This window comes from Streptomyces sp. YIM S03343, assembly GCF_054729195.1.
In genome coordinates, this window is sequence record NZ_JBPUKX010000001.1 from 6581602 (window position 1) to 6603966 (window position 22365).

General features: G+C 71.1%; 36 protein-coding genes. All 36 read left to right on the forward strand.

What is annotated here, in order from left to right; translation table 11 throughout:
* The first annotated feature begins 78 nt into the window (after window positions 1–78).
* A complete protein-coding gene (locus ACSYGN_RS28975) occupies window positions 79–1560 on the forward strand; it encodes a UvrD-helicase domain-containing protein (RefSeq protein ID WP_460400694.1) in 1482 nt (493 codons plus the stop codon).
* A 98-nt stretch (window positions 1561–1658) separates the two neighbouring features.
* Window positions 1659–2459 carry a hypothetical protein gene (locus tag ACSYGN_RS28980; RefSeq protein ID WP_460400696.1) on the forward strand — a complete coding sequence of 267 codons (801 nt, stop codon included), beginning with the start codon at window positions 1659–1661 and terminating at the stop codon, window positions 2457–2459.
* A complete protein-coding gene (locus ACSYGN_RS28985) occupies window positions 2459–3778 on the forward strand; it encodes a DnaB-like helicase N-terminal domain-containing protein (RefSeq protein WP_460400698.1) in 1320 nt (439 codons plus the stop codon). Before ACSYGN_RS28980 ends, ACSYGN_RS28985 begins: the two co-directional genes overlap by 1 nt.
* Window positions 3775–4077 carry a hypothetical protein gene (locus tag ACSYGN_RS28990; RefSeq protein ID WP_460400700.1) on the forward strand — a complete coding sequence of 101 codons (303 nt, stop codon included), beginning with the start codon at window positions 3775–3777 and terminating at the stop codon, window positions 4075–4077. Before ACSYGN_RS28985 ends, ACSYGN_RS28990 begins: the two co-directional genes overlap by 4 nt.
* Window positions 4074–4295 carry a DUF6011 domain-containing protein gene (locus tag ACSYGN_RS28995; protein WP_460400702.1) on the forward strand — a complete coding sequence of 74 codons (222 nt, stop codon included), beginning with the start codon at window positions 4074–4076 and terminating at the stop codon, window positions 4293–4295. Before ACSYGN_RS28990 ends, ACSYGN_RS28995 begins: the two co-directional genes overlap by 4 nt.
* Before the next feature lie 2 nt (window positions 4296–4297).
* On the forward strand, window positions 4298–4801 hold the full coding sequence (ssb, locus tag ACSYGN_RS29000; RefSeq protein WP_460400704.1) for a single-stranded DNA-binding protein: 504 nt from the start codon (window positions 4298–4300) through the stop codon (window positions 4799–4801).
* On the forward strand, window positions 4801–4983 hold the full coding sequence (locus ACSYGN_RS29005; protein WP_460400706.1) for a hypothetical protein: 183 nt from the start codon (window positions 4801–4803) through the stop codon (window positions 4981–4983). Before ssb ends, ACSYGN_RS29005 begins: the two co-directional genes overlap by 1 nt.
* Window positions 4980–5246, forward strand: coding sequence for a hypothetical protein (locus tag ACSYGN_RS29010; RefSeq protein ID WP_460400708.1), 267 nt, complete (start codon window positions 4980–4982; stop codon window positions 5244–5246). Before ACSYGN_RS29005 ends, ACSYGN_RS29010 begins: the two co-directional genes overlap by 4 nt.
* A complete protein-coding gene (locus tag ACSYGN_RS29015) occupies window positions 5243–5749 on the forward strand; it encodes a hypothetical protein (RefSeq protein ID WP_460400710.1) in 507 nt (168 codons plus the stop codon). The genes ACSYGN_RS29010 and ACSYGN_RS29015 overlap by 4 nt, the downstream gene beginning before the upstream one ends.
* Window positions 5746–6012: a hypothetical protein gene (locus ACSYGN_RS29020; protein ID WP_460400712.1), complete on the forward strand. Its 267-nt coding sequence runs from the start codon at window positions 5746–5748 to the stop codon at window positions 6010–6012. The genes ACSYGN_RS29015 and ACSYGN_RS29020 overlap by 4 nt, the downstream gene beginning before the upstream one ends.
* Window positions 6013–6097: 85 nt before the next feature.
* Window positions 6098–6694 carry a hypothetical protein gene (locus tag ACSYGN_RS29025; RefSeq protein ID WP_460400714.1) on the forward strand — a complete coding sequence of 199 codons (597 nt, stop codon included), beginning with the start codon at window positions 6098–6100 and terminating at the stop codon, window positions 6692–6694.
* Window positions 6691–6993, forward strand: a complete 303-nt coding sequence (locus ACSYGN_RS29030; RefSeq protein ID WP_460400716.1) for a hypothetical protein — start codon at window positions 6691–6693, stop codon at window positions 6991–6993. Before ACSYGN_RS29025 ends, ACSYGN_RS29030 begins: the two co-directional genes overlap by 4 nt.
* Window positions 6990–7613, forward strand: a complete 624-nt coding sequence (locus tag ACSYGN_RS29035; protein WP_460400718.1) for a hypothetical protein — start codon at window positions 6990–6992, stop codon at window positions 7611–7613. The genes ACSYGN_RS29030 and ACSYGN_RS29035 overlap by 4 nt, the downstream gene beginning before the upstream one ends.
* A gap of 41 nt (window positions 7614–7654) precedes the next feature.
* A complete protein-coding gene (locus ACSYGN_RS29040; RefSeq protein WP_460400720.1) occupies window positions 7655–7897 on the forward strand; it encodes a hypothetical protein in 243 nt (80 codons plus the stop codon).
* Window positions 7898–8000: 103 nt separating this feature from the next.
* On the forward strand, window positions 8001–8393 hold the full coding sequence (locus tag ACSYGN_RS29045; RefSeq protein ID WP_460400722.1) for a hypothetical protein: 393 nt from the start codon (window positions 8001–8003) through the stop codon (window positions 8391–8393).
* Complete coding sequence (locus tag ACSYGN_RS29050) at window positions 8390–8656, forward strand: hypothetical protein (RefSeq protein ID WP_460400724.1); 267 nt, start codon at window positions 8390–8392, stop codon at window positions 8654–8656. Before ACSYGN_RS29045 ends, ACSYGN_RS29050 begins: the two co-directional genes overlap by 4 nt.
* Window positions 8653–9933 carry a MerR family transcriptional regulator gene (locus tag ACSYGN_RS29055; RefSeq protein ID WP_460400726.1) on the forward strand — a complete coding sequence of 427 codons (1281 nt, stop codon included), beginning with the start codon at window positions 8653–8655 and terminating at the stop codon, window positions 9931–9933. The genes ACSYGN_RS29050 and ACSYGN_RS29055 overlap by 4 nt, the downstream gene beginning before the upstream one ends.
* On the forward strand, window positions 9930–10103 hold the full coding sequence (locus ACSYGN_RS29060) for a hypothetical protein (protein ID WP_460400728.1): 174 nt from the start codon (window positions 9930–9932) through the stop codon (window positions 10101–10103). Before ACSYGN_RS29055 ends, ACSYGN_RS29060 begins: the two co-directional genes overlap by 4 nt.
* On the forward strand, window positions 10100–10420 hold the full coding sequence (locus tag ACSYGN_RS29065) for a hypothetical protein (RefSeq protein ID WP_460400730.1): 321 nt from the start codon (window positions 10100–10102) through the stop codon (window positions 10418–10420). Before ACSYGN_RS29060 ends, ACSYGN_RS29065 begins: the two co-directional genes overlap by 4 nt.
* A gap of 1 nt (window position 10421) precedes the next feature.
* Complete coding sequence (locus ACSYGN_RS29070; protein WP_460400732.1) at window positions 10422–10616, forward strand: hypothetical protein; 195 nt, start codon at window positions 10422–10424, stop codon at window positions 10614–10616.
* Window positions 10617–10705: 89 nt separating this feature from the next.
* On the forward strand, window positions 10706–10927 hold the full coding sequence (locus ACSYGN_RS29075; RefSeq protein WP_460400734.1) for a hypothetical protein: 222 nt from the start codon (window positions 10706–10708) through the stop codon (window positions 10925–10927).
* A gap of 3 nt (window positions 10928–10930) precedes the next feature.
* Window positions 10931–11251: a DUF6257 family protein gene (locus ACSYGN_RS29080; RefSeq protein WP_460400736.1), complete on the forward strand. Its 321-nt coding sequence runs from the start codon at window positions 10931–10933 to the stop codon at window positions 11249–11251.
* Window positions 11252–11339: 88 nt separating this feature from the next.
* Window positions 11340–13457 carry an FtsK/SpoIIIE domain-containing protein gene (locus ACSYGN_RS29085; RefSeq protein WP_460400738.1) on the forward strand — a complete coding sequence of 706 codons (2118 nt, stop codon included), beginning with the start codon at window positions 11340–11342 and terminating at the stop codon, window positions 13455–13457.
* Window positions 13458–13750: 293 nt separating this feature from the next.
* Window positions 13751–14167, forward strand: a complete 417-nt coding sequence (locus ACSYGN_RS29090; protein WP_460400740.1) for a PASTA domain-containing protein — start codon at window positions 13751–13753, stop codon at window positions 14165–14167.
* Window positions 14168–14231: 64 nt separating this feature from the next.
* A complete protein-coding gene (locus tag ACSYGN_RS29095; RefSeq protein WP_460400742.1) occupies window positions 14232–14432 on the forward strand; it encodes a hypothetical protein in 201 nt (66 codons plus the stop codon).
* A gap of 151 nt (window positions 14433–14583) precedes the next feature.
* The gene (locus tag ACSYGN_RS29100; RefSeq protein ID WP_460400744.1) at window positions 14584–14838 is read left to right on the forward strand and encodes a hypothetical protein; all 255 of its coding nucleotides are present in this window, start codon (window positions 14584–14586) and stop codon (window positions 14836–14838) included.
* A gap of 13 nt (window positions 14839–14851) precedes the next feature.
* Entirely contained in the window at window positions 14852–15142 is a 291-nt protein-coding gene (locus tag ACSYGN_RS29105) for an HNH endonuclease (protein WP_460400746.1), read from the forward strand.
* A gap of 2 nt (window positions 15143–15144) precedes the next feature.
* Window positions 15145–15357, forward strand: a complete 213-nt coding sequence (locus ACSYGN_RS29110; protein WP_460400748.1) for a hypothetical protein — start codon at window positions 15145–15147, stop codon at window positions 15355–15357.
* A gap of 22 nt (window positions 15358–15379) precedes the next feature.
* On the forward strand, window positions 15380–15736 hold the full coding sequence (locus ACSYGN_RS29115; protein WP_460403805.1) for a DUF6221 family protein: 357 nt from the start codon (window positions 15380–15382) through the stop codon (window positions 15734–15736).
* Between the two features lie 16 nt (window positions 15737–15752).
* On the forward strand, window positions 15753–16196 hold the full coding sequence (locus ACSYGN_RS29120) for a hypothetical protein (RefSeq protein ID WP_460400750.1): 444 nt from the start codon (window positions 15753–15755) through the stop codon (window positions 16194–16196).
* Between the two features lie 317 nt (window positions 16197–16513).
* Entirely contained in the window at window positions 16514–16789 is a 276-nt protein-coding gene (locus ACSYGN_RS29125) for a hypothetical protein (RefSeq protein ID WP_460400752.1), read from the forward strand.
* The gene (locus tag ACSYGN_RS29130; protein WP_460400754.1) at window positions 16782–18308 is read left to right on the forward strand and encodes a terminase; all 1527 of its coding nucleotides are present in this window, start codon (window positions 16782–16784) and stop codon (window positions 18306–18308) included. The genes ACSYGN_RS29125 and ACSYGN_RS29130 overlap by 8 nt, the downstream gene beginning before the upstream one ends.
* Window positions 18290–18469 (forward strand): hypothetical protein, encoded by a 180-nt coding sequence (locus ACSYGN_RS29135; protein WP_460400756.1) that lies wholly within the window; start codon window positions 18290–18292, stop codon window positions 18467–18469. The genes ACSYGN_RS29130 and ACSYGN_RS29135 overlap by 19 nt, the downstream gene beginning before the upstream one ends.
* The gene (locus tag ACSYGN_RS29140) at window positions 18466–19818 is read left to right on the forward strand and encodes a phage portal protein (RefSeq protein ID WP_460400758.1); all 1353 of its coding nucleotides are present in this window, start codon (window positions 18466–18468) and stop codon (window positions 19816–19818) included. Before ACSYGN_RS29135 ends, ACSYGN_RS29140 begins: the two co-directional genes overlap by 4 nt.
* Window positions 19818–20864, forward strand: a complete 1047-nt coding sequence (locus ACSYGN_RS29145) for an HK97 family phage prohead protease (RefSeq protein ID WP_460400760.1) — start codon at window positions 19818–19820, stop codon at window positions 20862–20864. Before ACSYGN_RS29140 ends, ACSYGN_RS29145 begins: the two co-directional genes overlap by 1 nt.
* Window positions 20864–22336: a phage major capsid protein gene (locus ACSYGN_RS29150; RefSeq protein ID WP_460400762.1), complete on the forward strand. Its 1473-nt coding sequence runs from the start codon at window positions 20864–20866 to the stop codon at window positions 22334–22336. The genes ACSYGN_RS29145 and ACSYGN_RS29150 overlap by 1 nt, the downstream gene beginning before the upstream one ends.
* Window positions 22337–22365 lie beyond the last annotated feature (29 nt).

The window sequence follows — 22365 nt, forward strand, 5'->3', positions numbered from 1 at the left end:
TCCACCACTGACCGCGGGCCCGCCCCGACCCTCCCCCCGGGGTGGGCCCGCATCACCCAAGAAAGGAGAGCACTCCCAGTGGTGAACCCCACGCAGGAACAGCGTGACGCGATCGACACCTACGGCGACGGAACCGACCTCGTCCTCCAGGCCGGCGCCGGATGCGGCAAGTCGTCCACGCTGAAGATGATCGCTAAGGCCGACCCGCGCGCGACCATGCTGTACGTCGCCTACAACAAGTCCATCGCGACCGACGCGGCCCGCAGTTTCCCCGCCAACGCGGCGTGCAGCACCGCGCACAGCCTCGCTTTCCAGGGGATCGGCAAGGACTACGCGCATCGACTGCGCGGGCCCCGGCAGACCGCTCACCAGGCCGCCCAGCTCATCGGCGTGTCCGATCTGGTCGGCCCCGGCGTCGCGAAGATCAAAGGCGACCTCGGTGACATCGTCGCCATGCCCTCGAAGCGGATCATGCGGTACGCGCTGGAGACCCTCACGAACTGGTGCTACTCGGCTGACCCGGAGGTCGCCGCCCGGCACATCCCCAGGAAGCCGAACCTGAAGAGGTCCGCGACGATCCAGCAGCTCGCTGAACTCGTGCTGCCCGTGGCCCGGGCCGCTTGGAAAGACCTGCGGAAGACGGACGGCGTCCTCAAGTTCCAGCACGACCACTACCTGAAGATGTGGCAGCTGGGGGGCCCGAGACTCGACACGGACGTCGTCCTCCTCGATGAGGCCCAGGACACCAACGACGTCGTGGCGGACGTCATCCAGGGCCAGGAGCACGCGCAGCGCATCGTGGTCGGCGACTCCGCCCAGCAGATCTACGAGTGGCGCGGCGCGAACGATGCCCTGGCCAAGTTCGCGGCGGCCGGCGCGCAGGAGCGAATGCTGTCGCAGTCGTTCCGGTTCGGCCCGGCCATCGCAGAGGCCGCCAACGAATGGCTGTACATCGTCGGCACCGACCTGCGGCTGAAGGGCTTCGAGCAGGCTGATTCCCGGCTCGGGGAGCTGGAGGACCCGGACGCGGTCCTGTGCCGGACGAACGCCGGATCGGTCGAAGTCGTCATGGACGCCCTGGCCCGTGGTGTGAAAGTCGCGCTGGTCGGCGGCGGCACCGACATGCGTCGCCTCGCCGAGGCCGCGGCCGCGCTCCAGGCCGGCCGGGACACCGACCACCCCGAATTGATGGCCTTCGCCACCTGGGACCAGGTCCGCCAGTACGCCGAGGAAGAGGCCGACGGCCAGGACCTGCGCGTCCTGGTCCGCCTGGTCGACAGCCACGGGCCCGCGGTCATCATCGCGGCGACCGAGCAGCTCGTCAGCGAGGACCAGGCGCGGCTCGTCGTCTCGACGGCACACCGGTCGAAGGGCCGGGAGTGGCCCCGGGTGCGGATCCACACGGACTTCCGCGCTCCGTCGCCGGACCCGTCGACGGGTGTGGTGGTGATTCGCCGTGAGGAGGCCCGGCTGGCGTATGTCGCGGTGACGCGGGCTCGGGAGGTGCTGGACGACCGCGCGCTGGCGTGGGTGTCCACCGTCGGGGCGGTGAGCGCGTGACGTGGCCTGGCGCTTCCTGACTGCCGGTAGCCCGGCGGGTGACCACCGATCGCACCGAACACCCCGATCACTGCACGAGACGAGCGAGGCCTGAACCGATGGGCTACGAGCTGCGACGCCAGTTGCGTGAGGCACTGGGGCCGGACATCACCGGACTCCAGCGTGCCATCGCGCTGGAGATCGCCGACGACGCCAACGACGAGACCCGCTGCAGCTACGTCACCCTGGAGACTCTGGCCCGCTGGACCGCCGCGAAGGACGAGAGAGTCGTCAGGGAGTCGCTGCGCAAGCTGGGGCTCGCCGGGTGGGAGTTCCGGGTCCCGATCGGCAAGGGCAAGGACGGCCGCGTTCTCTACGCCGTCCCGGGTCAGCGGACCGTCTTCAAGGTCCCTCCATTTCCTGTCGGCGAAGAGCCAATCACCGTTGGCCCTTCGGAGGACAAGGGCCAACCACGGTTGTCTCAAGGGCCAACCGTGGTTGTTTCGGAGACAACCACGGTTGCTTCTGAAGCAACCACCGTTGGCCCCTTCTCCTCAATCACCTCAGCCTCCTCATCAATCTCCTCACCCGAGCCAACGCCGGCCACGGCCGCCGACCCGTTCGATGACTTCTGGGCCGCCTACCCGAAGCGCGTCGGCAAGGGAACCGCCCGCAGGGCATGGACGGCAGCGCTCAAGCGCGGCGCCGACCCCAGCGCGATCGTCACCGCCGCCACCAAACACGCCGACGCCTGGAGCCGAGCAGGCACCGAACGGCAGTGGATCCCCTACCCGGCGACCTGGCTCAACGGCGAGCGCTACGACGACGACCAGCTCCCCACCTCCCCGCTGCCCCCCACCGGCACCACGGGCCACCAGCAGCCCACCCACCAGACCTACGCAGACCGAGGGATCTTCTGATGACGCACGACCACATCCCCGAGGACGCTGAGCCTTTCGCCCGTACACAGCCCCACGACGTCGACGCCGAACAGGCCTACCTCGGAGCGCTCTGCTTCGCCCAACAGGACGTCCGCCGCGTCCACCAGCTCGTCGCCAGTGGCGACTTTTACCAGCCGGCCCATGCGACCATCCACGCCACAGCGGGGGCGCTGATCGACTCCGGCGAGCCCGTCGACCCGATCACCCTCACCGCCGCACTCCAGGCCGCTGGTGCCCTCTCCAGGACCGGTGGACCCACATACCTGCACCAACTCGCGAGCTCCGTCCCAACCGTCAGTGCCGCAGACCACTACGCCGAACGCATCCGTGACCTCGCCCAGCGCCGCGCCCTCATCGCCGCCGGACAGCAGATCATGCAGCGCGGTTACGACCCCACCGCTGGCGACCCCGCCGACCTTGCAGAAGAAGCCGTCGCCCTCACCCGCGACGTCCGCGACCAGGGCCGGGCCGCCACAGATGCCCCCGTCACCGACATGCACGACTTCCTCACCGTGCAGGACACCTACAACTGGGTCATCCCCGGCCTGCTCGAGCACGGCGACCGGCTGATCCTCACCGCCGGAGAAGGCGGCGGCAAGAGCGTGCTGCTGCGGCAGATCGCCGTAGCAACCGCGGCCGGGGTCAACCCCTTCACGATCGCCCCATCCGAATACGGGCCGCAGAAGGTCCTCGTGCTGGACTGCGAGAACAGCGAGCCCCAGAACCGGCGCCACTACCGGCCGCTGATGAACGCTGCCGCCCGCGTGCACATGCCGGTCAAGCGCGGCCAGATCCATATCGACTGCCGCCCGGAAGGCGTGGACCTGACGAAGGCAGCCGGACGGGCTTGGCTGATGCGGCGAGTGGAGTCTGTGATGCCGGACATGCTGGTGATCGGCCCTATCTATCAGCTGCACACCGGAGACCCCTCCTCAGAGGACCACGCCCGCCGCGTCACCACTGCCCTCAACGAAGCCCGGATCACGGCGAACTGCGCGATGGTCCTGGAGGCGCACGCCCCGCACGGTTCCGGGTTCGGCCCCCGTGCCCTCCGCCCCGCCGGCAGCAGCCTGTGGCTCAGGTGGCCCGAATTCGGCTTCGGTCTCCGCCCCGTCGAAGACGAGAAGTCCGCCGACGAGGACCGGGCCCGACGACTCGTCCCATGGCGGGGCCTCCGTGACGACCGTGCATTCCCGCAGTTCGTCCGGCAAGGACAGAGCGGCTCCTGGCCGTGGGTGCCGTACACGCCGATCGACACCGACGTCCGCGGCTACTCCTCCACCGGAGCCACCGCATGACCAACCAGCCGACCGTAAGCCCGGACCAGACCAACCGCATGATCGGCCCCCGCTCCCAGACCGCCGACGTCATGCGCTACCCGGTCTACCGCCTCAACCCCGACCCCGTGCAGCGGGAGCAAGGCCGCAGCAGCGTACTCGACGGCTTCGTGACCCAGTGGACCCGCTGGATCTACGGCCGCCGCTACCGCTTCTACCACTCCACGACCCGGAGCAGAGGCGTGTACGTCAGCGCGCGTCCCTGGGACGGAATGCCTGGCGTCCAGCACGAATTGTCCTTCCCGCGGAGTGAACCGTGAGCGCCGTCCGCTGCCGGTACTGCCCGCAGCTCCTCCTGACCCCGCAGTCGCAGGCACGCGGTTACGGGCCGGTCTGCGGGCGCCGACGCGGCCTCATCCCGCCGCCGACACCCCGCCGCGCTCTCCCCACGACTCCCGTCATGGCCGCTACGCCAACCGCCGTCCACCCCGGCCAGACGGTTATCCCCATCCAGCCCACCCTCCCGAAGGAGAACTGACCGTGTCTCTTCCCACCATGACCGGCGTCGGACGCCTCGTCGACGACCCCGAGCTGAAGTTCACCCAGTCCGGGAAGGCCGTCGCGTCCATCCGCCTCGCCTTCAACTCCCGCCGCCTCAACAAGCAGACGAACGAGTGGGAGGACGGTGACGTCTTCTGGGTCCGGGGCACCGTCTGGGAGCGCCTCGCCGAGAACGCCGCCGAGTCCCTCGCCAAGGGCATGGAGGTCCTTGTCACCGGCGAACTGCGCACCGAGTCCTGGGAGAAGGACGGCCAGAAGCACAGCCAGGCGTCCCTCCTGATTCGCAGCATCGCTCCGAACTTGTCTCACGCCATTGCGCAGGTGTCGAAGGACGCGGCGGGCCAGCAGGGCGGACAGAACGGTCAGCGCGGCAGCGGTCAGCAGCAGCGGGGGCAGCAGCAGCGCCGGCAGGGGCCGCCGCCCGTGGACGACCCCTGGGCTGTCGACCAGGCCAACGGCTACAGCGATCAGCCGCCGTTCTGATGACCAGCCGTCCGCGTTGCGACCGTGGCCACTTCCTGCCCGCCGGCACCGCGCCGGGCCAGCCCTGCCCGCACCCCGGCGCCACCTACGACCGGGTGCCCGCGGACCTGTGGGGGCAGGGCGTCCCCAGGCGCCGCCTCCACCGCATGGCCACCGTGCAGGTCGCCGGGGGCTGGCTGTGACCCGGGCCGCCCGCAGCCTGTGGCTCCTGTACGCGGCCGGGGCCGGGGTCACCGCCTCCTGCGCCACCGACTACGCCCGCCACGGCGCCGCCTGGGACGCGGCCGGACTCGCCGCCGCCGCGCTGCTCCTGGTCGTTGCTGTCGGCCGCGAGTACTTGGCCGCCGACGAGGTCCGCGCCGCCGCCCGGCGGGTCGAACGCGCCGCCCGGCTGCGCGCCGAACACGACCCGATCACCTGCACCCGAAAGGACCAGACCACATGACCGAGCCCCTCACCACCCAGCAGCTCACCCCCGCCGAGATCCGCCTCGCCCAGTACGGGGAGCGCACCAGCACATGGTCCACCGCCACCTACAACGACGGCACCGAGAAGGCCCTGCACGAGATCGCGATCGGGCTGAAGGAGGAGATTGACCGCCTCCGCCGGCAGAACGGTTTCCTGCTCCGCGCGCTCGCGGCCAAGGACGCCAAGTCCGGCGACGCCGACAAGGCCCTGCGTGAGTTCCTTGCCGCCGACCCGGACGGGGACGAGACCGCCGACTTCACCGGCAGCCGCCCGTGCGGCCACGACGACTACCACGACCCCCACCCCTGGCACGAGCGGCCCGGCATCTGGTGCCCCGGCATCAGCGTGGCCGACGACGAGGAGACGCACGTCGTCGCCGACAGCAGCGACGACCCCGAGCACATCGACGACTGCCCCGGCTGCGAGACCGCCGCTGCCCGTCCGGCCGCCACCACCCAGGACGGGGGTACCAGCGCGTGACCAAGACGCAGCGCCTGACCCCCGAAAGGCTCGGCGACATCCTCGTATCCGACCCGAAAACCATCGCCCACTTCGACGACAACATGCGCGTCATCGGGGTCGACCTGCCCCTACCGGACGGCATGGCCTACGAGGACGGCAGCCAGTTCAAGACCGCACTGTTCGGCGACCGGGTTGGCCAGGACCGGCACGGCCACTGGCTCGTCATTCCCGCCGCTGGCGAGGACCCCGGCATCAGCACCGCCGACGACGAGACCGCGTGACCCACCCCATGGCACCGGCCGTCCCGCGCGCAGCAACCGCGCGGGCCGGCCGGGCGCCCCGACCCTTTCACACCTGGAGCAGACCATGACCACCGACCGAATCCGCCCGCCGTGGACGCCCGAGCAGGTCGCCACGCTGAACGCCTTCCAAGAGCGCGGCGGCACGCACCCGTTCACCTGCGGCAATGACAGCCACGACGTGAGCGTCGTCCTGATGGCTCACCGGGACGGCTGGCACTGCTCCGATCCCGGCTGCGACTACCGGCAGGACTGGGCGCACGCGTTCATGGCCGACCACACGGCATGGCCCCGGTTCCCGTTCGGTGAGCGGCACGGGCCTACCCCGCAGGAGACGCGCGCCGCGGTGCTGCCTGTGTCGTCGGCCCCGACCCCCGCCCCGGCCGGACTCCGTGAGCGGATCGCTGACGTCCTCGCCGACGCCGACGGCTGGACCTGGGCCGCCGACTTCGACCGGTACCGGAGCCCCGCCTACCAGGCGTACCTGACGCGCGCCGACAAGGTGATCGCCGCGCTGCACGCCGACCGGGCCGCGATCATCCTCGACGCGGCGGCCACGCTGGAGCGGATGCCCGGCTACCCGCGTCTCGTCCTGCCCGAGGAACTGATGGCCGAACTGCGCCGCCTGGCTGGCGAGGCGCAGCAGGACGGGGCCGGTCAGTGACCGCGCACCCGATCCCCGAGAACTCCGAGCACTGGTGGCTGGTGTGCGGGAAGTGGCGGCGTCTGCACGCCATTCCGGGACCGCTCATCAGCCCTGAGCAGATGCGGGACTCCATCGACGATGTGCAGCCGGTGCCCGCCCGCGCGGCCTGCGGGATCCGCCGCCGCTGGTGGATGCCCGGCCTGTTCTCCCGCCTCGGACGCCGCCGCTGCACCCCCTGCTGCCACGCCCTCAGCATCCCCACCGGGTACGGCACGCCCGCCAACGAGCAGGACCGCAAGCGAAGGGCCACGCCGTGACCACCTGCACCATCTGCCCGGCCGACGCCGGCAACCGGTACCTGTGCGAGCGCGACACCATCACCCTCGCCAAACGCCTCGCCGAACTGCCCGCCCTCCACGACGAGCTCCTCCAGTGCCTCGTGCCGCGCCGCACCACCTGGGGCGAGATCATCGCCACCAAGGGCGCCGCCGGGCCGCGCTCCCCGCTCGACGAGGACGTCCTCGACGAGATGAGCAGCCACACCATGGGGGAGGTGGTCCACTCCTGGCGGGTCGACGTGCAGCGGGTGCGCTGGCCCCAGCACACCGCCCCGGCCCCGGCCGGGCTCGCTGCCGACTGCCGGTGGCTCGCCATGGAACTCGACTGGATCACCGCGCAGTACCCGGCGGCCGGCGACCTCGCCCGCGAGGTACGCGCCCTCGAGCACCGCACCCGTGCGATCGTCGGCGACCCGGCGCCCCGCCCGCAGCGGATCGGTGTGTGCGTCGCGGTCGTCGACCACCGCGGCACCGTGTGCGGGGCGGCCCTCACCCGCCTCCCCGGGCAAACCGTGCGCTGCCGGGTATGCCGGACCGCGTACCGCACGGAGACGGATCTCCTGCTGCTGCGGTACTACCAGCCGCGCGAGTCGGCGTGACCTGCTTGCGTCCCACCCTGGGGTTGGATACAGTTCTCTCGATGGACGCCAAACCCTGGAGGGAACGGGTCCGCGAGGAGGAACAGCTGTTGGAGCAGCTGCGCATCCTCGCTTCCGAGTCCGCCACACGACGAGCCCAAGCCCTTCGCGACGGCGTGAAGGATCTCGGCTCCGTCGCCGAGGTCGCTCGCGATCTCGGGCGGAGCTGGAACGCCGTAGACAAGGCGCTCAAGAAGCAAGACCGCAAGACCGCGTCCAGCACGGACGCCAATACAACCGAATAGGCAGCGAGGGCCGGACGACAGCTCTCCCCGGTGTTGGAGCACCAGGGATGCGCGCGCGCCGCCCGACCCTCTACCGAACATCCTGATCAGAGCAGGAGTCGGCATGACCGATCTTTCCATGCCCGCACCCGAACGCGGAACCGTTCCCGCCCGGCGGCTCGTCGCCGCGGGCTTCATCCGCCGCCTCTCGGGCCGCACCCTCGCGGTGCGCGTCACGGAGGCCGGCGTCACCGGCCGCATCACCCCCGCCACGTCCGGCGGCCCCGTCTGCTGCGGGCAGCTCATGCGCCGCGACGGCAGCCAGTACGTGTGCGACCGCTGCGGCTCCTGGACCGACCCCGGCACCACTACCCACGCCCGCGTCGCCGAGCTGCACCGCCTCGCCCACGCCGACTACGAGCAGGCTGCCGACGCCCGCGCCTCCTGGGCCGCCCAGGACCACAGCGACCACGCGGACGTCCTCGCGCTCGCCGCCGAGGCGGTGAACGGCCGATGAGCAACGACACCAACGAGCGCGCCATCCCGGCCCTCCCCGGCCCCCGCAGCGCCTCCTACGACCCGCTGCACGGCCCCACCGACACGCCCCCGTACCACGGCACCTTCGCCCAGGAACTCGACACCATCCGCCAGTACCTGGACCAGGTCGCCACCGCCAACATCCACGACCACACCGCGATGGTGAAGGCCGCCGTCGGCCTCGACTACCGCGTCCGCGCCCTCCTCGCCGCCCTCGACGCCGAGCGGGGCGAGACTCGATGAGCACCCTCACCACCTGGGCGCAGCAGCAGCCCCTCACGGCCGCCGCCAGCATCGTGCTGGCCGCGGCCGGGCTGTGGCTGCTGCTGCGGCAGCTACGCGGCACCCCGGCCGCCGTCCTGGTCGCTTCGGTCGCTGCGATGGCGTGCACCGCCTACAGCGCCGACACGTCGTGGCGGTTCGCCGCCGACTACCTCGGCATGACGAGCAGCGGCGAGCGGGCCGCCATGTTCGGCGCCGCCGAACTCGCCCTCTTCGCCTGCGCGCTGATGGCTCGGCAGAACCTCCGTACCGACGGTGCCCCGGGCGCGCCCGGACTCCTGGTCTGGGTCATCACCGGCGTCCAGGTCATCCCCGCCTACTCGGAGTCCGGGCCGGTCGGCGGTACCGTCCGGGCCGTCGTCGGCCCCGTCCTTGCCGCACTCCTGTGGCACCTCGCTATGGGCATCGAACTCCGGCACCGCACGCCCGGAGCCGAGTCCGGCAGCCTGCCCGCCCTGATCGCCCGCGAGGCCCGTGAACGGCTCCTGTCCCGGCTCGGGCTCGCTGTCCGCGACCGCACCGCCGAGCAGATCACCCGCGACCGGGCCACCGTGCGCGCGGTCGATCTGGCCGCCAAGCTGGCCGCCATGAAGCCCGGCCGACGGGGGAGGGCCCGCGTCGAGCGGCGCCTGTCCGTCGCCGTCGGCAAGGCGTTGACGGGAGCCGACGAGCAGCAGCGTGACACGCTCCTCGACCTGCTCGCCGCCCGCCGGAACTCCGCCTCCCTCGCCACCATCGCCCTGCCCTCCCCGTGGGAGGACGCCCAGGACGCTCCCGAGGACGGCGAGGACGCCCAAGCGTCCGTACCCGTCCCGGGCGTCCGCCCGTACCCGTGGACCGTCCCGCCCGGGGCCCGGCTCCTGCCGGTCATCGCCCGCCCCACTCCCACCCCGGAGGACACCCGGGACGCCCAGGACGCCCCCGTGTCCCGCCCCGTCCCGCCCTTCCCCTTCCCCGTCCCGCCGGGCGCCCGCCTCCTCCCGCTCGTCGCCCGCCCGACAACCGCGGCACCGACCGGCCAGGACGCGCCCCAGGACGACGAGGACGGGCAGGACGCGGTCCCTCCCGAGCCGCCCCTGATGACGACCTCACAGGTCGCCTTCTACTGCGGCGTCGAGCCGTCCACCATCCGCAACTGGGTCGCCTCCGGACGCCTCACCGTCCACTCCAAGGACAACCGCGGACACAACCTGTTCCACCCGTCCGAGATGCCCGACAGCAACCTGGTGGCGTCATGAAGGCCATCCTCTTCGGGGCCGTCATCGGCCTCTTCATCACCTGGCCGTCCGCGCTGCCGCTCACGCTCACCGCCGCCCGGACGCTCACCCACCCGGCCGTCCTCACCGCCGTCCTCAGCGTCCTCGCCCTCGGCACGGTCGCCAGACACGCCCGGAGGTGGGTACGGTGAGCGACGCCCTCGACAAGGCCCGCCAGGACGCCCAGGACGCCGCCCAGGACACCGAGATGGTCCGCCTGGTCGCCGCCGTCCTCGCCGCCCAGGAAATCACCCGCCAGCAGACCCCGGTACCCGCGCCGGTCCGTCAGCCGGACCCGCGACCGCTCGGTCTGTACGTGGCCGCCGGCATCGGCGGCGCCGTCGCCCTCACCTTCCTTGCCATGGCCGCCGCCCTGCTCGCCGTCGCCGTCGCCGTCGGCGCCGTCAGCGCCACCGTCTGCCTCCTCGTCCTGCGCAGCCTGTGGCAGGACCTGCAGAAGGGGAAGTGACGTGACCTTCCACGCGAACGACAAGGTGCTCATCACCTCCTGCGAGGACGACCCGAGGGCCGTCGGCCGGACCGGTCGGATCGTCGACGAGGTGCCGCCTGGCCCGCTCACCGGCGGCCGGTGGACGGTGCGCGCCGTCGGCCTGTTCATCGGCCCGGTCCTCTGCCACAGCCACGAACTCCGCAAGGCCGACTGACCTGGCCCTTCCGTCCCCCACGGCTCACCCGTGGGGGTGCGGTGGGGCCGGACAGCCCGGCCTGCCACCCGACTGACCAGGAGAACACCATGGAGAACCGCACCCGGTACCAGGAGCGTGTCGACCTCGCCGAGGCCGCCGTCATGCGCGCCGCCGGCCTCGCCCGCCAGGCCGACCAGGCCGCCATGAGCAGCACCCGCCAGCACGAGGCCCAGCCCCTGGCCACCGTGGCGACCGCATGGGCGCACATCGGCCTCGCCAACGCCGCCATCGCCCAGGCCCTCGCCGACGACACCGCCTTGGAGGCCTGACCCGTGCCCGCCTCGTACACCCGCGGCGAGAAGCTGCGCCTGGCCTGGCTCGCCGCCCGCGCGGTCAAACAGGGCATGGCCGACACCATCGACCCCCGCCTGAAGGCGGAGGCCGAACGCATCGAGCAGCGAGCCGCCGAGCGCGGCCAAGCCGAGGCCGACGCCCTCACCAACCGCCTCCGCCAGGCCCGCACCGCCGCCGCGCAGGCCAAGGCCGCCATGCGTACCGCCCGCGGCCCCGAACGGACCGCCGCCCGCCGCGAGATGGGCGAGCACGAGCGGACCGCGCAGCAGCTCGAACGCGCCCTGCGCCGCTACCAGTAGTCCCGCCCCGGGGACGGCGTCCAACCGCCAAGCTGCCGCCGTCCCCGGGCCCCGGAACGCCCCAAAGGAACGACCGGAGAAACCCAGCATGACCGACCTGCACCTGCCCCCGCTCGAGGACACCACGGAGCCCGGCGACACGCTCCTGCCCCCGCCCGACGTCCTCACCGAGACCATCATCGACGTCATCCAGGACGCCCAGCCCAAGCCCGTCGACAAGCCCGGCGAGCAGCTGCCCGACGGCACATGGCTCGCCGACAAGCGCGCCTACCTCGCCGACGCGCCCCCGGTCGTCCCCACCGTCCTGCGCAACCGCGCCGAGTTCGCGGACGCCGCCCGCTGGACCGCCTCCTACTACGCCCACATCAGCGCGTTCCACACCCTCCGCACCCCGGTCTACGTGCTCCGCCTCCTCGTCCGAGCCCCCCGCGGCACCGGCCGGCTCCTCGTCCGCTGGGTCCGCTGGGTCGCCGACACCGAGGCCCGCCCCGTCGAGGCCAAAGCCGCCGCCACAGCTGACATCGACGCATGGGTGACGCTCTCCCGCGAGCACTCCCGCCGTGTCCGCCCGCGCCGCATCACCTCCCTCACCGTCGCCAGCACGACCGGCCTCACCACCCTCACCGGCGTACTCACCGAACCCGGCTGGACCCTCACCGCCACCCTCGGCGCCGCCGCCCTGGCAGGGCTGGCCGGGAAGAAGAACGACGGCAAGCCCCTCATCACCCGCTACGTCGCCACCAACATCCTCCGACGCCTCGACAGCACGGAGGTGTTCGAGGCGCTCGCCGCCATCGGCATCGAGGGCAAGAAGGGCCGCAAGGGCGTCGAGTTCGCATCCGAGATCATGCGCGACGGCCCCGGCTGGCGCGCAGAGATCGACCTCCCCCCGGGCATCGAGGCCACCGCAGTCCTGGAGAAGCGCTCCGCCCTCGCCGCCGCCATGCGACGCCCCATCAGCACTGTGTGGCCCGAAGGCGACCGAACCGCCCACCCCGGCCGCCTCGTCCTGTGGGTCGCCCAACGCGACCCCGCCAAGGCAGGCCGCAAACTCTGGCCCCTCATGAAGACCGGCCAGGCCGACGTCTACGAGCCGCTCCCCTTCGGCTTCGACCCGCGCGGCAACCTCGTCGAGATCACCCTCATGTACTCCAACCTCCTCGTCGGAGGCATCCCCGGCAGCGGTAAGACCAGCTGCGCCCTGGCGATCGTCCTCGGAGTCGCCCTCGACCCCACCGCCGAACTGTGGATCTACGAACTGAAAGGCTCCGGCGACCTCGACTCCGCCAAGCCCATCTGCCACCGCTACGTGTCCGGCGACGAGGACGACGACCTCGAGGCCGCCATGGGCGGCATGCGCTCCGGCATCGCCGAATACCAGCGCCGCGCCGCCTTCATCCGCTCCCTGCCAGCCTCCGAGGTCCCCGAAGGCCGCAAGGTCACCCGCGCCCTCGCCGAGAAGTACCCAGAGCAAAACCTGGGCCCGCGCGTCATCATCATCGACGAGGTGCAGGAGCTGTTCACCCACGCCGACTACAAGGAGGAAGCCGCCGCGCTGGCCACCCGGCTCATCAAGAAGGCCCGCGCCTACGGCATCATCCTCATCCTGCTCACACAGAACCCCGACGCCCCATCGCTGCCGACGTCCGTGTCCAGTTCGGTCGGCACACGGCTGTGCCTCGCCGTCATGGACTGGCGGGCCAACAACAACGTGCTGGGCACCGGCGCCTACGACCGGGGCCTGCGCGCCACCGACATCAGTGTCGACGAGCAGGGCACCGGCATCCTCGCCCGTGGCCGCGAGGGCCTGACCGTGCGGGCCGCGTTCATCAAGCAGACCGAAGCCGAAGACATCGCCAAACGCGCCCTCGCGCTGCGCACCGCCGCCGGAACCCTCTCCGGCCAGTCCATCGGCGCCGTCGTCGAGGAACAGGACGTCGAGACCATCGTCGACCACCTGCGCGCCATCTGGCCCGACGGCGTCGAGACCGTCCACTCCCATCGCCTCGTCGACGCGCTCGTCCGCTACCGGACCGACCTGTACGGGCCGTGGACGGAGATGGACCCGGCCGCCTCCTCCACCGCCCTCAGCGCAGCCCTCAAGCCGTTCAAGGTGAGCACCAAGCAGCTCACGATTCGGGACTGCTGCGGCGGCGCCAAGGGCCTCCGGCAGACCGATCTGCCCGCCGACGAGGACACCGAATAGAGGCCCCGAATCCGGTTTCGGGAAGGGGCTGTGGTTTCACCCCGGCCCGAAACCGGTTTCGCCCCCGATATCGGGGCTGAGCTGCGAAGTTTCGAGTTTCGAGCCTGGTCGCCAGATCTCGATTCGGGCCCGAAACGGCACCTCCGGACACACCCCGCAGGCGACACAGCTGCCACCCTGAGACTCAGGGCTTCACCGCGCATCCCCCAATGCGGTGAGCCCCTTTCCAGTTCCCGCCCGCCGCAGCAGCCCCGGCGCTAGGCTCCCGCCGTATCCGCATCTAAGGGGACATCATGCGCACCCGCACCATTGCGACCGCACTCACCGCCGCAGCCCTGCTTGCCCTAACCGCTTGCGAGAGTGCCGACGACAGCAGCCCCAGCAAGCCGGACACCAGCAGCCCGACGAAGCAGGACGACAGCACCACCGAGGCCACCACGAAGGCGCCCGCAGACGGCGCCACCACCGACAAGGCCACCCCGGAGACCGCGACACTGCCCAACCTCGTCGGCAAGGACCTTCAGGACGCGCAGGACGAGGCGCAGGCCGCCGGGTTCTACGTCCTCGACGACCAGGACGCCAGCGGCCAGCACCGCCTACAGGTCTTCGACCGCAACTGGACCGTGTGCAGCCAGGAACCCGAGGCCGGCACGCACCCCACGGACACGCCCGTGACCCTGTACGCGGTCAAGGACAACGAGACCTGCTGACCCACCCCGTTGACCGGCCCGGCTTGCGCCCGTGCGCGGCCGGACGCTGCCGCATCATGGAGGCATGGAGCAGCAGCACATCCGCCCCGGCTACCTCACCGCACACCAGACCGCCCGCGTCCTCGGCATCACCCTCGACGGAGTCCGCCAGCTCGTCCGCCGCGGCAAGCTCCAGCGGTCCGGCGGCAGCCCCCGCCAACCCTGGTACCCCGCCGACGACGTGGCCGCCCTCGCCGCCAGACGCACGCTGCCCAAGGTCGCTTGACCGCAGGTCAGCGCCGTGTCACGATCTCGGTGTACAACTGTGCCCGCAAAGGGCCTCACACAACTCACGGCGAAGCCCCTCGGTGCCCAGACCCGAGGGGCTTCGCCGTGCCAAGATGCCTCCCACACCAAGCAGTCCCGTGGGGGGAAACGTGAGCGACTACAAAGCCGTCCAGACCGCCGTGCGCGTCGAGAAACTCCGCATCTGGTTCGCCTGGATCACCGGCAACTTCATCATGCTGATCATCGCCAACGGCACCAAGGACATCCACATCGTCAGCGTCATCACCCAGGTACTCCTGGTCGTCGTCTTCCTGGCCCTCACCGTCGCCCTCTTCCGCATGACCGGAGCCCTCAACCGCAAGGCCCTCGCCGCCCGCCGCGAGGTCCTCGGAGACGACGCATAGCGAGGAGGCGCCCGTGGCCAGCAACCCCCGCAACGGGCGCCCCTACCGCCGCCTCGTAGACCAACAGCGCGCCCTCGGACTGCCCTGCTGGTGGTGCGGCAAGCCCATCCGCTACGACATCACCGGCCCCCTATCAGGCCGCCACCGCGACGCCTTCACCCTCGACCACGCCGTCCCCCTCAGCCGAGGCGGCGACCTCCTCGACCCCGCCAACGCCCGCAGCGCGCACCGCCGCTGCAACAGCGCCCGCGGCAACCGCACCGACGTCGCACGCCAGCCCGTCCGTGCCTCACGGAGGTGGTGACCATGACCGTCCCCGCACGCTCCATCCCGTTCGCCCTGCGCCTCGCCGACGGCCGAGCCTGGGGCGGAGCCGAGTTCCCCGAGGGCTTTGTCTGCCTCCACCACCCCGACGAGCCCACGGTGTGCACCATCGCCACCTCAATGGAGCACCTCCTCGACGTACCCGCCGGACACCCGCTGCACGGAGCTCAGGTGATCGAGCGGGAGTGGTGGTGACAACATGGCATCCGTGGACGACATGGTGAGGTGGCTCGGCGAGCAACTCGACGAGGACGAGCGGATCGCGAGCGGTTGCAGCGGCACGGAGTGGTGGGAGCACCCGAAGAACTGGGTGAGCGCTCCACCGTTGAACCGCGTCGCCTTGGTGGTGCATGACGGCGATCGCGCCCACATCATCCGCCATGGTCCTGCTCGGGTGCTGCGCGAGATCGACGCGAAGCGCGCCATCGTGGACGACCTCGCTAAGGAAATCCGCTGGGGCGCACGCAAGGGCCCGGACTACCTGGATGGCATAGATTCGTGCGAGCGGACGCTGAAGCGGCTCGCCTTGCCCTACGCGGAACGGCCCGGCTACCGCGATGAGTGGCGCCCCTGAGCGGAGGTGACGCAGCGTGCTGTACGTCGTCACCGGCCCGCCCGCCGCGGGCAAGTCGTCGTGGATCGAGGCACGCGCCCGCCCCACCGACGTCGTCATCGACCTCGACCGCCTCGCCGCCGCCCTCTCCGGACCAGGCGCCCCGAGCTGGACACAGGACGGGATCGCCCTCAAGGTCGCCCACCGAGCCCGCTACGCCGCCATCGACGAGGCCGTGAAGCACCTCGACCAGACCGACGTCTACCTCATCCACACCATGCCCAGCCCCAAGTGGCTGGCCCGCTACCGGCGGCACGGGGCGGAGGTGGTGGCGGTGGACCCCGGCAAGGACATCGTCATGCAGCGCATCGCCGACATGCGCTCGCCAGGACTACAGGCTGTGGCCACGCGCTGGTACGCACAGCACACGAAGCGACGGAGCGAACGCAGAGTCACCCGGCAGGCCTCCCGCACCTGGTGACCCCGGCCCCGGCGGCGCGGCTGGCGCGCACCCACGAGCAGCTCCCCGCACCCGGTCGATGGCGGCTGCGGCAGGCAGGCCGACGGCACTGCCCAGGGTGACCGACCGGGTGACGGGCAGGTCGGACGGCGATCAGTCCGGGGTGGGAGGGGGGCCCGACCCCATCGTGGAAATTGTCTTCCCGGGCGACCCAAACGCCCTTGTCGCCCGATTTTTTGCGCGGCCATTTTCAATCCCTAATCCGGCGAAGCGAACTCCAGCGATTTAGCGCCGGTCACCCTGGGTGACATAACGCTGTGTGACGGGCGGTGGTGATCATGGCTGTCGCTGACAAGATCGCTCAGGAGATCGAAGATCTTCACGCCGAAGAGACTTCGCCCGGAATGGCGGCCGTCGCCCTCGATCTGGCCAAGGCGATCGATGGCACCGAGGTGCCGGGTGTCAAGGCCAAGGCCGCTCACGAACTCCGGTCGATCATGGCCGACCTTCGCAGGCTGGCGCCCGCCGAGGTGAAGGGGGATGCCGTCGATGACATTGCTCAGCAGCGAGCGAAGCGCCGGGCAGCTGCCCGCGAGCAGGCCGCCGGTGGCTGAGGAGCGCGTATACGGCTGGCAGGATCCGCCGATCCAGACGGCGTCCCCGGCTGTCTCCACGGCGGGCCAGGAGGCGATCGACCTCGCGGCCCGGGCCGGGCTGGTCCTGGACCCGTGGCAGCAGCACATCCTGCGCGTCGGCATGGGGGAGAAGCCGGACGGGAGTTGGGCGTCGTTCGAGGTGGCGGTCAACGTGCCGCGGCAGAACGGCAAGGGCGGGATCATCGAGGCCCGCGAACTGTGGGGGCTGTTCATCGGCGGCGAGGAGCTGATCCTCCACTCGGCTCACGAGTTCAAGACGGCGAAGTCCGCGTTCAAACGGATCGAGCGCCTGATTCGCGGGTGCCCTGACCTGCACAAACGCGTCAAGACGTACCGGCAGACCGTGGGCGAGGAGGGAATCGAACTCCACACCGGGCAGCAGCTCCGCTTCATCGCCCGGTCGAAGGGCTCCGGGCGCGGCTTCACCGGGCACTGCAACATCCTCGACGAGGACATGATCCTCGGCGACGCGGAGATGGACGCGCTGCTGCCGACGATGGCCGCAGTAGAGGACCCGCAGATCTGGTACCTCGGCAGCGCCGGCATCGGCGCCCTGTCCGTGCAACTCGCGCGGCTGCGGAAGCGGGCCCTGGCGGCGATCGAGGCCGGGCGGCCGGACCCGAGCCTGGCCTACTTCGAGTGGTCGGTGACCCCGCACGTCAAGGAGTGCCCGAAGGACTGCACCGTGCACGACGACACCTCGTCAGACGCCGCGGTCCTGAAGGCGAATCCGGCGGTCGGCTACCGCATGACGCTGGAGAAGGCGGCGAAGGAGCGGGCCACGTTGAGTACGGACGGCTACGCGCGCGAGCGCCTGGGCGTGGGCGCCTACCCGTCGGAGGAGGGCGACTCCTGGGCGGTCATCGGGCGGGACGTGTGGGAGGCCCTAGCGGATGACGAGAGCCAGCCAGACGATCCGGTGGCCTTCGCCATCGACGTCACGCCGGAGCGCTCGCACGCGTCGATCTGCGTGGCCGGCCGGTGCGGTGACGGCGTGCACATCGAGGTCGTCGACAACCGGCCCGGCACCGGCTGGGTTGCCGGGCGGCTGCGGGAGCTGACCGAGCGTCACGGTCCACGCTGCGTGGTCATCGACCCGGGCAGCCCGGCCGGTTCGCTCATCACCGAGGTGACCGACGCGCTGAAGGCCGACCCGGACGAGGAGGTCGGCGAGGACGAAGAGCCGCGGCTCCTGGTGCCGGTCGTGCAGACGAAGACGCGGGACATCGTCCAGGCCACCGGCCAGTTCTACGACGCGGTGGCGGCGGGCCGCATCTCGCACCTGGACCAGGCGCCGATGTCGACGGCCCTGGCGGGCGCGCGGAAACGGGAGCTGGGCGAGGCGTGGGCGTGGGCCCGGAAGGGCGTGGGTGTGGACATCACGCCGCTGGTCGGGGTGACGCTCGCCCGCTGGGGCCTGTTCGTGGAGATCGAGGAGCCGGAGGAGGAGGTGGAACCGTGGGCCGAATTCGGCTGACCCGCGCGGGCCGCGCCCGGGCGGGCGTCCTCACGGGCGGCGCCATGGTGGCGTCCGGCACGGGGTTGCGCCTGGGGCTCGCCCTGGGCCTGGTCGTGGGCGGGGTGCTGCTGGTGGCGTACTGCCTGCTCCTGGCTGACACGGACGGGAGCAGCCCGTGACGAGCCTGTGGCAGCGCTCCCGGCGCGTGCGGGCGGAGAGCCGGGACATCGCGACGATCGACGACTACGTGGCCGCCCTTCAGCAGTCCCTCGGGTACGGCGGGTTCTCCGCTCTGGGGATCACCCAGACGCAGCCCGGACAGGCCACCGAAAAGGCGCCCTCAGACCTCCCCGGGTACGCGCAGCTGTTCGCGACGAACCCGGTGATCTGGTCGTGCATGACGGCCCGTATGGCGGTGTTCTCCGCGCCGCGGTTCACGTGGCAGCGGCTGAACAACGGCACCCCGTCACAGATGTTCGGCACGCAGGAACTGCAACTGCTCGAGACGCCGTGGCCCGGCGGGACGACGCAGGATCTCCTTGCCCGCGTCATCCAGGACGCCGACCTTGCCGGGAACTCGTACTGGACGCGGCACGACAACGAGGCGGTGCGGCTGCGGCCGGACTGGGTGAAAATCGTCCTGGAGCGGCGTCGGCACCCGCATGGCGGTGACCTGGGGTGGCGGCGGTACGGCTACCTGTACCAGGAGCCGGATGCCGAGCCGGTGTTCCTGTGGTCCGAGGAGGTCGCGCACTTCGCGCCGGTTCCGGATCCGCTGGCCACGTTCCGCGGCATGTCGTGGATGACTCCGGTGATCAGGGAGACGCAGAACGACAACCTGATGGCCGCGCACAAGCGGAAGTACTTCGAGAACGCGGCCACCCCGAACATCGTCGTGCGCCTCGCACGCGAGGTCACCCCGGAGGCGTTCGCCAAGTTCAAGGCGAAGATGGAGTCCGGCCATCGGGGCGTGGAGAACGCCTACAAGACGCTGTACCTGGGTGGCGGCGCCGATGTGACCGTGGTCGGCAGCGACTTCAAGCAGATGGACTTCAGCGCCGTGCAGGGCGCCGGTGAGACCCGCATCGCGTCGGCGGCCGGTGTGCCTCCGATCATCGTGGGCCTGTCTGAGGGGCTGAAGGCCGCCACCTACTCGAACTACGGGCAGGCCAGGCGCCGGTTCGCGGACGGCACGATCCATCCGCTGTGGCAGAACGTCGCAGGCTCGTTCGCTCCGCTCGTCACGCCGCCCGGCAGCGGCTCCGGCGGGGTCCGCCTCTGGTACGACGCCCGGCACGTTCCGTTCCTGCGGGAAGACGCCAAGGACGCCGCGGAGATCCAGGGCGTCGAGTCCCGCACGATCCGCACGCTCGTCGACGCCGGCTACACCCCGGCATCCGTGATGGACGCGGTGAGGGCCTCGGACTGGTCGCTGCTGGTCCACACCGGCCTGTTCTCCGTCCAGTTGCAAGCGCCCGGCACGACGGTCCCGAGCACACCGCCCGCACCCACCCAAGGGGGTTCCTGATGCCCGTCCTGTCCGCCATGACGCGCGACCTGGAGAGGTCCGTACCGTTCCAGCTGCTGCGCGCCGAAGGCGACGCAGAGGGCGGCGGACGGACCCTGACCGGGTATGCGGCCCTCTTCGACAACCCGACCGAGATCAACTCGTGGGAGGGCACCTTCACCGAGAAGATCCGCAAGGGCGCCTTCAAGAAGACGATCCGCGAGCAGACGCCGGTCATGCAGTTCGACCACGGCCGGCACCCGCTCATCGGCTCGATCCCGATCGGCTCCATCACCGACCTCCGCGAGGACGACCAGGGCCTCTACGTCGAGGGCCGCATCACCGACAACTGGTTGATGCAGCCGGTCAGGGACGCGATCTCCGAGCAGTCCGTGAACGGCATGTCGTTCCGCTTCGAGGTCGTTCGCGAGGAGTGGCGCGACGTCAACGGCAAGCTCGTCAAGCCCGAGGAGGTCTACGACCTGCTGTGGATGCCGGGCGATCGCGGGCCGCTGCAGCGCGAACTGATCGAGCTGAAGTGCCGCGAGCTCGGGCCCGTCGTCTTCCCGGCCTACGCGGGCACCAGCGTGTCCGTGCGAGCCCGGGACGTTGCCGACGGCCTGGTCCACGACGACGACATGACCCGCCGCATCCGCCACTCCCTGGCCCGCGACGCTGCCGCCCCGGCCGTCCCGGACGACCCGGAGCTGCGCCGCGAGGTCGCCACCGCCCTGCTGTACCAGCGGGCAGCCGTACCGCCTCGTCTTGTCATCGACATGGCGGACGCCACGGACCCGGAGCAACTCGCCGCCGCGGTGCGCGAGGCACTCCGCCAGCACAAAGAGGGAGCCGCGCCGCCCGCACCCGGGCACCCGGCCCCGAACCGTTCCACCGGCGCGCCGCCTGCTGAAGGGCACCCGCCGAACCCCAGCACCACTGACGCGCCGCCCGCCGATGGGCACCCGTCGCCATCACCCCGCACAGTCCGCATGCGCTCCCAGCTCGCCGAGATCGGCGGGCTGATGGACGGCGTACTGGCGTCCATCGACAGCAAGGAGACGAGCTGATGCCTCAGCTGCAGCTTTCCCACCAGCAGGCGGTCATCCGCCTGCGCGAGATCCGCGCCCGGCTCGAGGAGCTGGAGCAGCGCGACGCCCTCACCGACGAGGACGAGCGCGACTTCGACGAACTCACCACCGAGTTCGCCGAGGTCGACGACCACCGCCGCCAGCTGGAGCGCCGCAGCGCCCTCGAACGGGTCCGCGCGGCCACCCAGGCCACCGAGCGACGCCCGCCCGCCCTCGGCATCGAGGGCGGCACCCCGCAGAGCCGCGGCGGCGCCTACGACCTCGACCCGATCCTCAACCCCGACTCCGTCGAGGACCGCCGGTTCCGCAACCCGTGGGACCTGTCCGAGGTCCGGACCTTCGCCCGCTCCAAGGGGCAGATCGGGCAGGAACTGCGGGCCCGGGCCCTGTGCGCCGTGGAGAAGATGAGCGGCGCCAACGACACCGTGCGTCAGGCCGCGACGCAGATCATCGAGCGCTGGGACGACAGCGACTCGAAGATCGCCCGCATGTGCCTGGCGACCTCCTCGCCCGAGTACCTGCGCGGCTGGGCGAAGGTCGCAACCGGCCGCGGCCACATGATCAACGTCGAGGAGCAGCAGGCCCTCGAGCGCGCCATGTCGCTCACCGACAGCCAGGGCGGCTACCTGGTCCCGTTCCAGATGGACCCCACCGTCATCATCACGGCGAACGGGTCGCTGAACGAGATCCGCCAGGTCGCCCGCAAGGTTGTCGCCACCGGCGACGTGTGGAACGGCGTGTCCGCCGGATCGGTGTCCTGGTCGTTCGCGGCGGAAGGTACCGAGGCCGGCGACAACGCGCCAGCGTTCGCGCAGCCCACCGTCCAGCTGTTCAAGGCCCAGGGCTTCGTGCCGATCAGCATCGAGGCGATGGAGGACGAGGCGAACGCCACCCAGGAGGTGGCGCGGCTGCTCGCATTCGGCCGTGACGAGCTGGAGGCCACGAAGTTCATCTCGGGCTCTGGCTCGGGCGAGCCGTTCGGCATCGTCACCGCCCTGACCGGTACCGGCTCGGAGCTCACGCAGGGCACCAACACCCTGCCGATCACCTCCGTCTACGGCCTCGACAACGGCCTGCCCGCCCGCTACCGCATGGGCGCGTCCTGGCTCGGTCACCGCACCATCTACAACGTGGTGCGGCAGTTCGACACCGCGGGCGGTGCCGGCATGTGGGTGCAGCTGCAGGGCGACCAGCCTTCCCAGCTGCTGGGGCGCAACACCTACGAGGCGGAGGCCATGACCAGCACGGTCACCACCGGCTCCCGGAACCTCATCTACGGCGACTTCTCGAACTACGTGATCGCCGACCGGGTCGGCATGACCGTGGAGTTCATCCCGCATCTGGTCGGCGCGAACCGCAGGCCCACGGGGCAGCGCGGCTGGTACGCGTACTACCGCGTCGGCGCCGACAGCGTGAACGACGGCGCGTTCCGCATGAACAAGGTCGGCTGACAGCCGGGCGAGCTGGCGTGGGGGCCGGA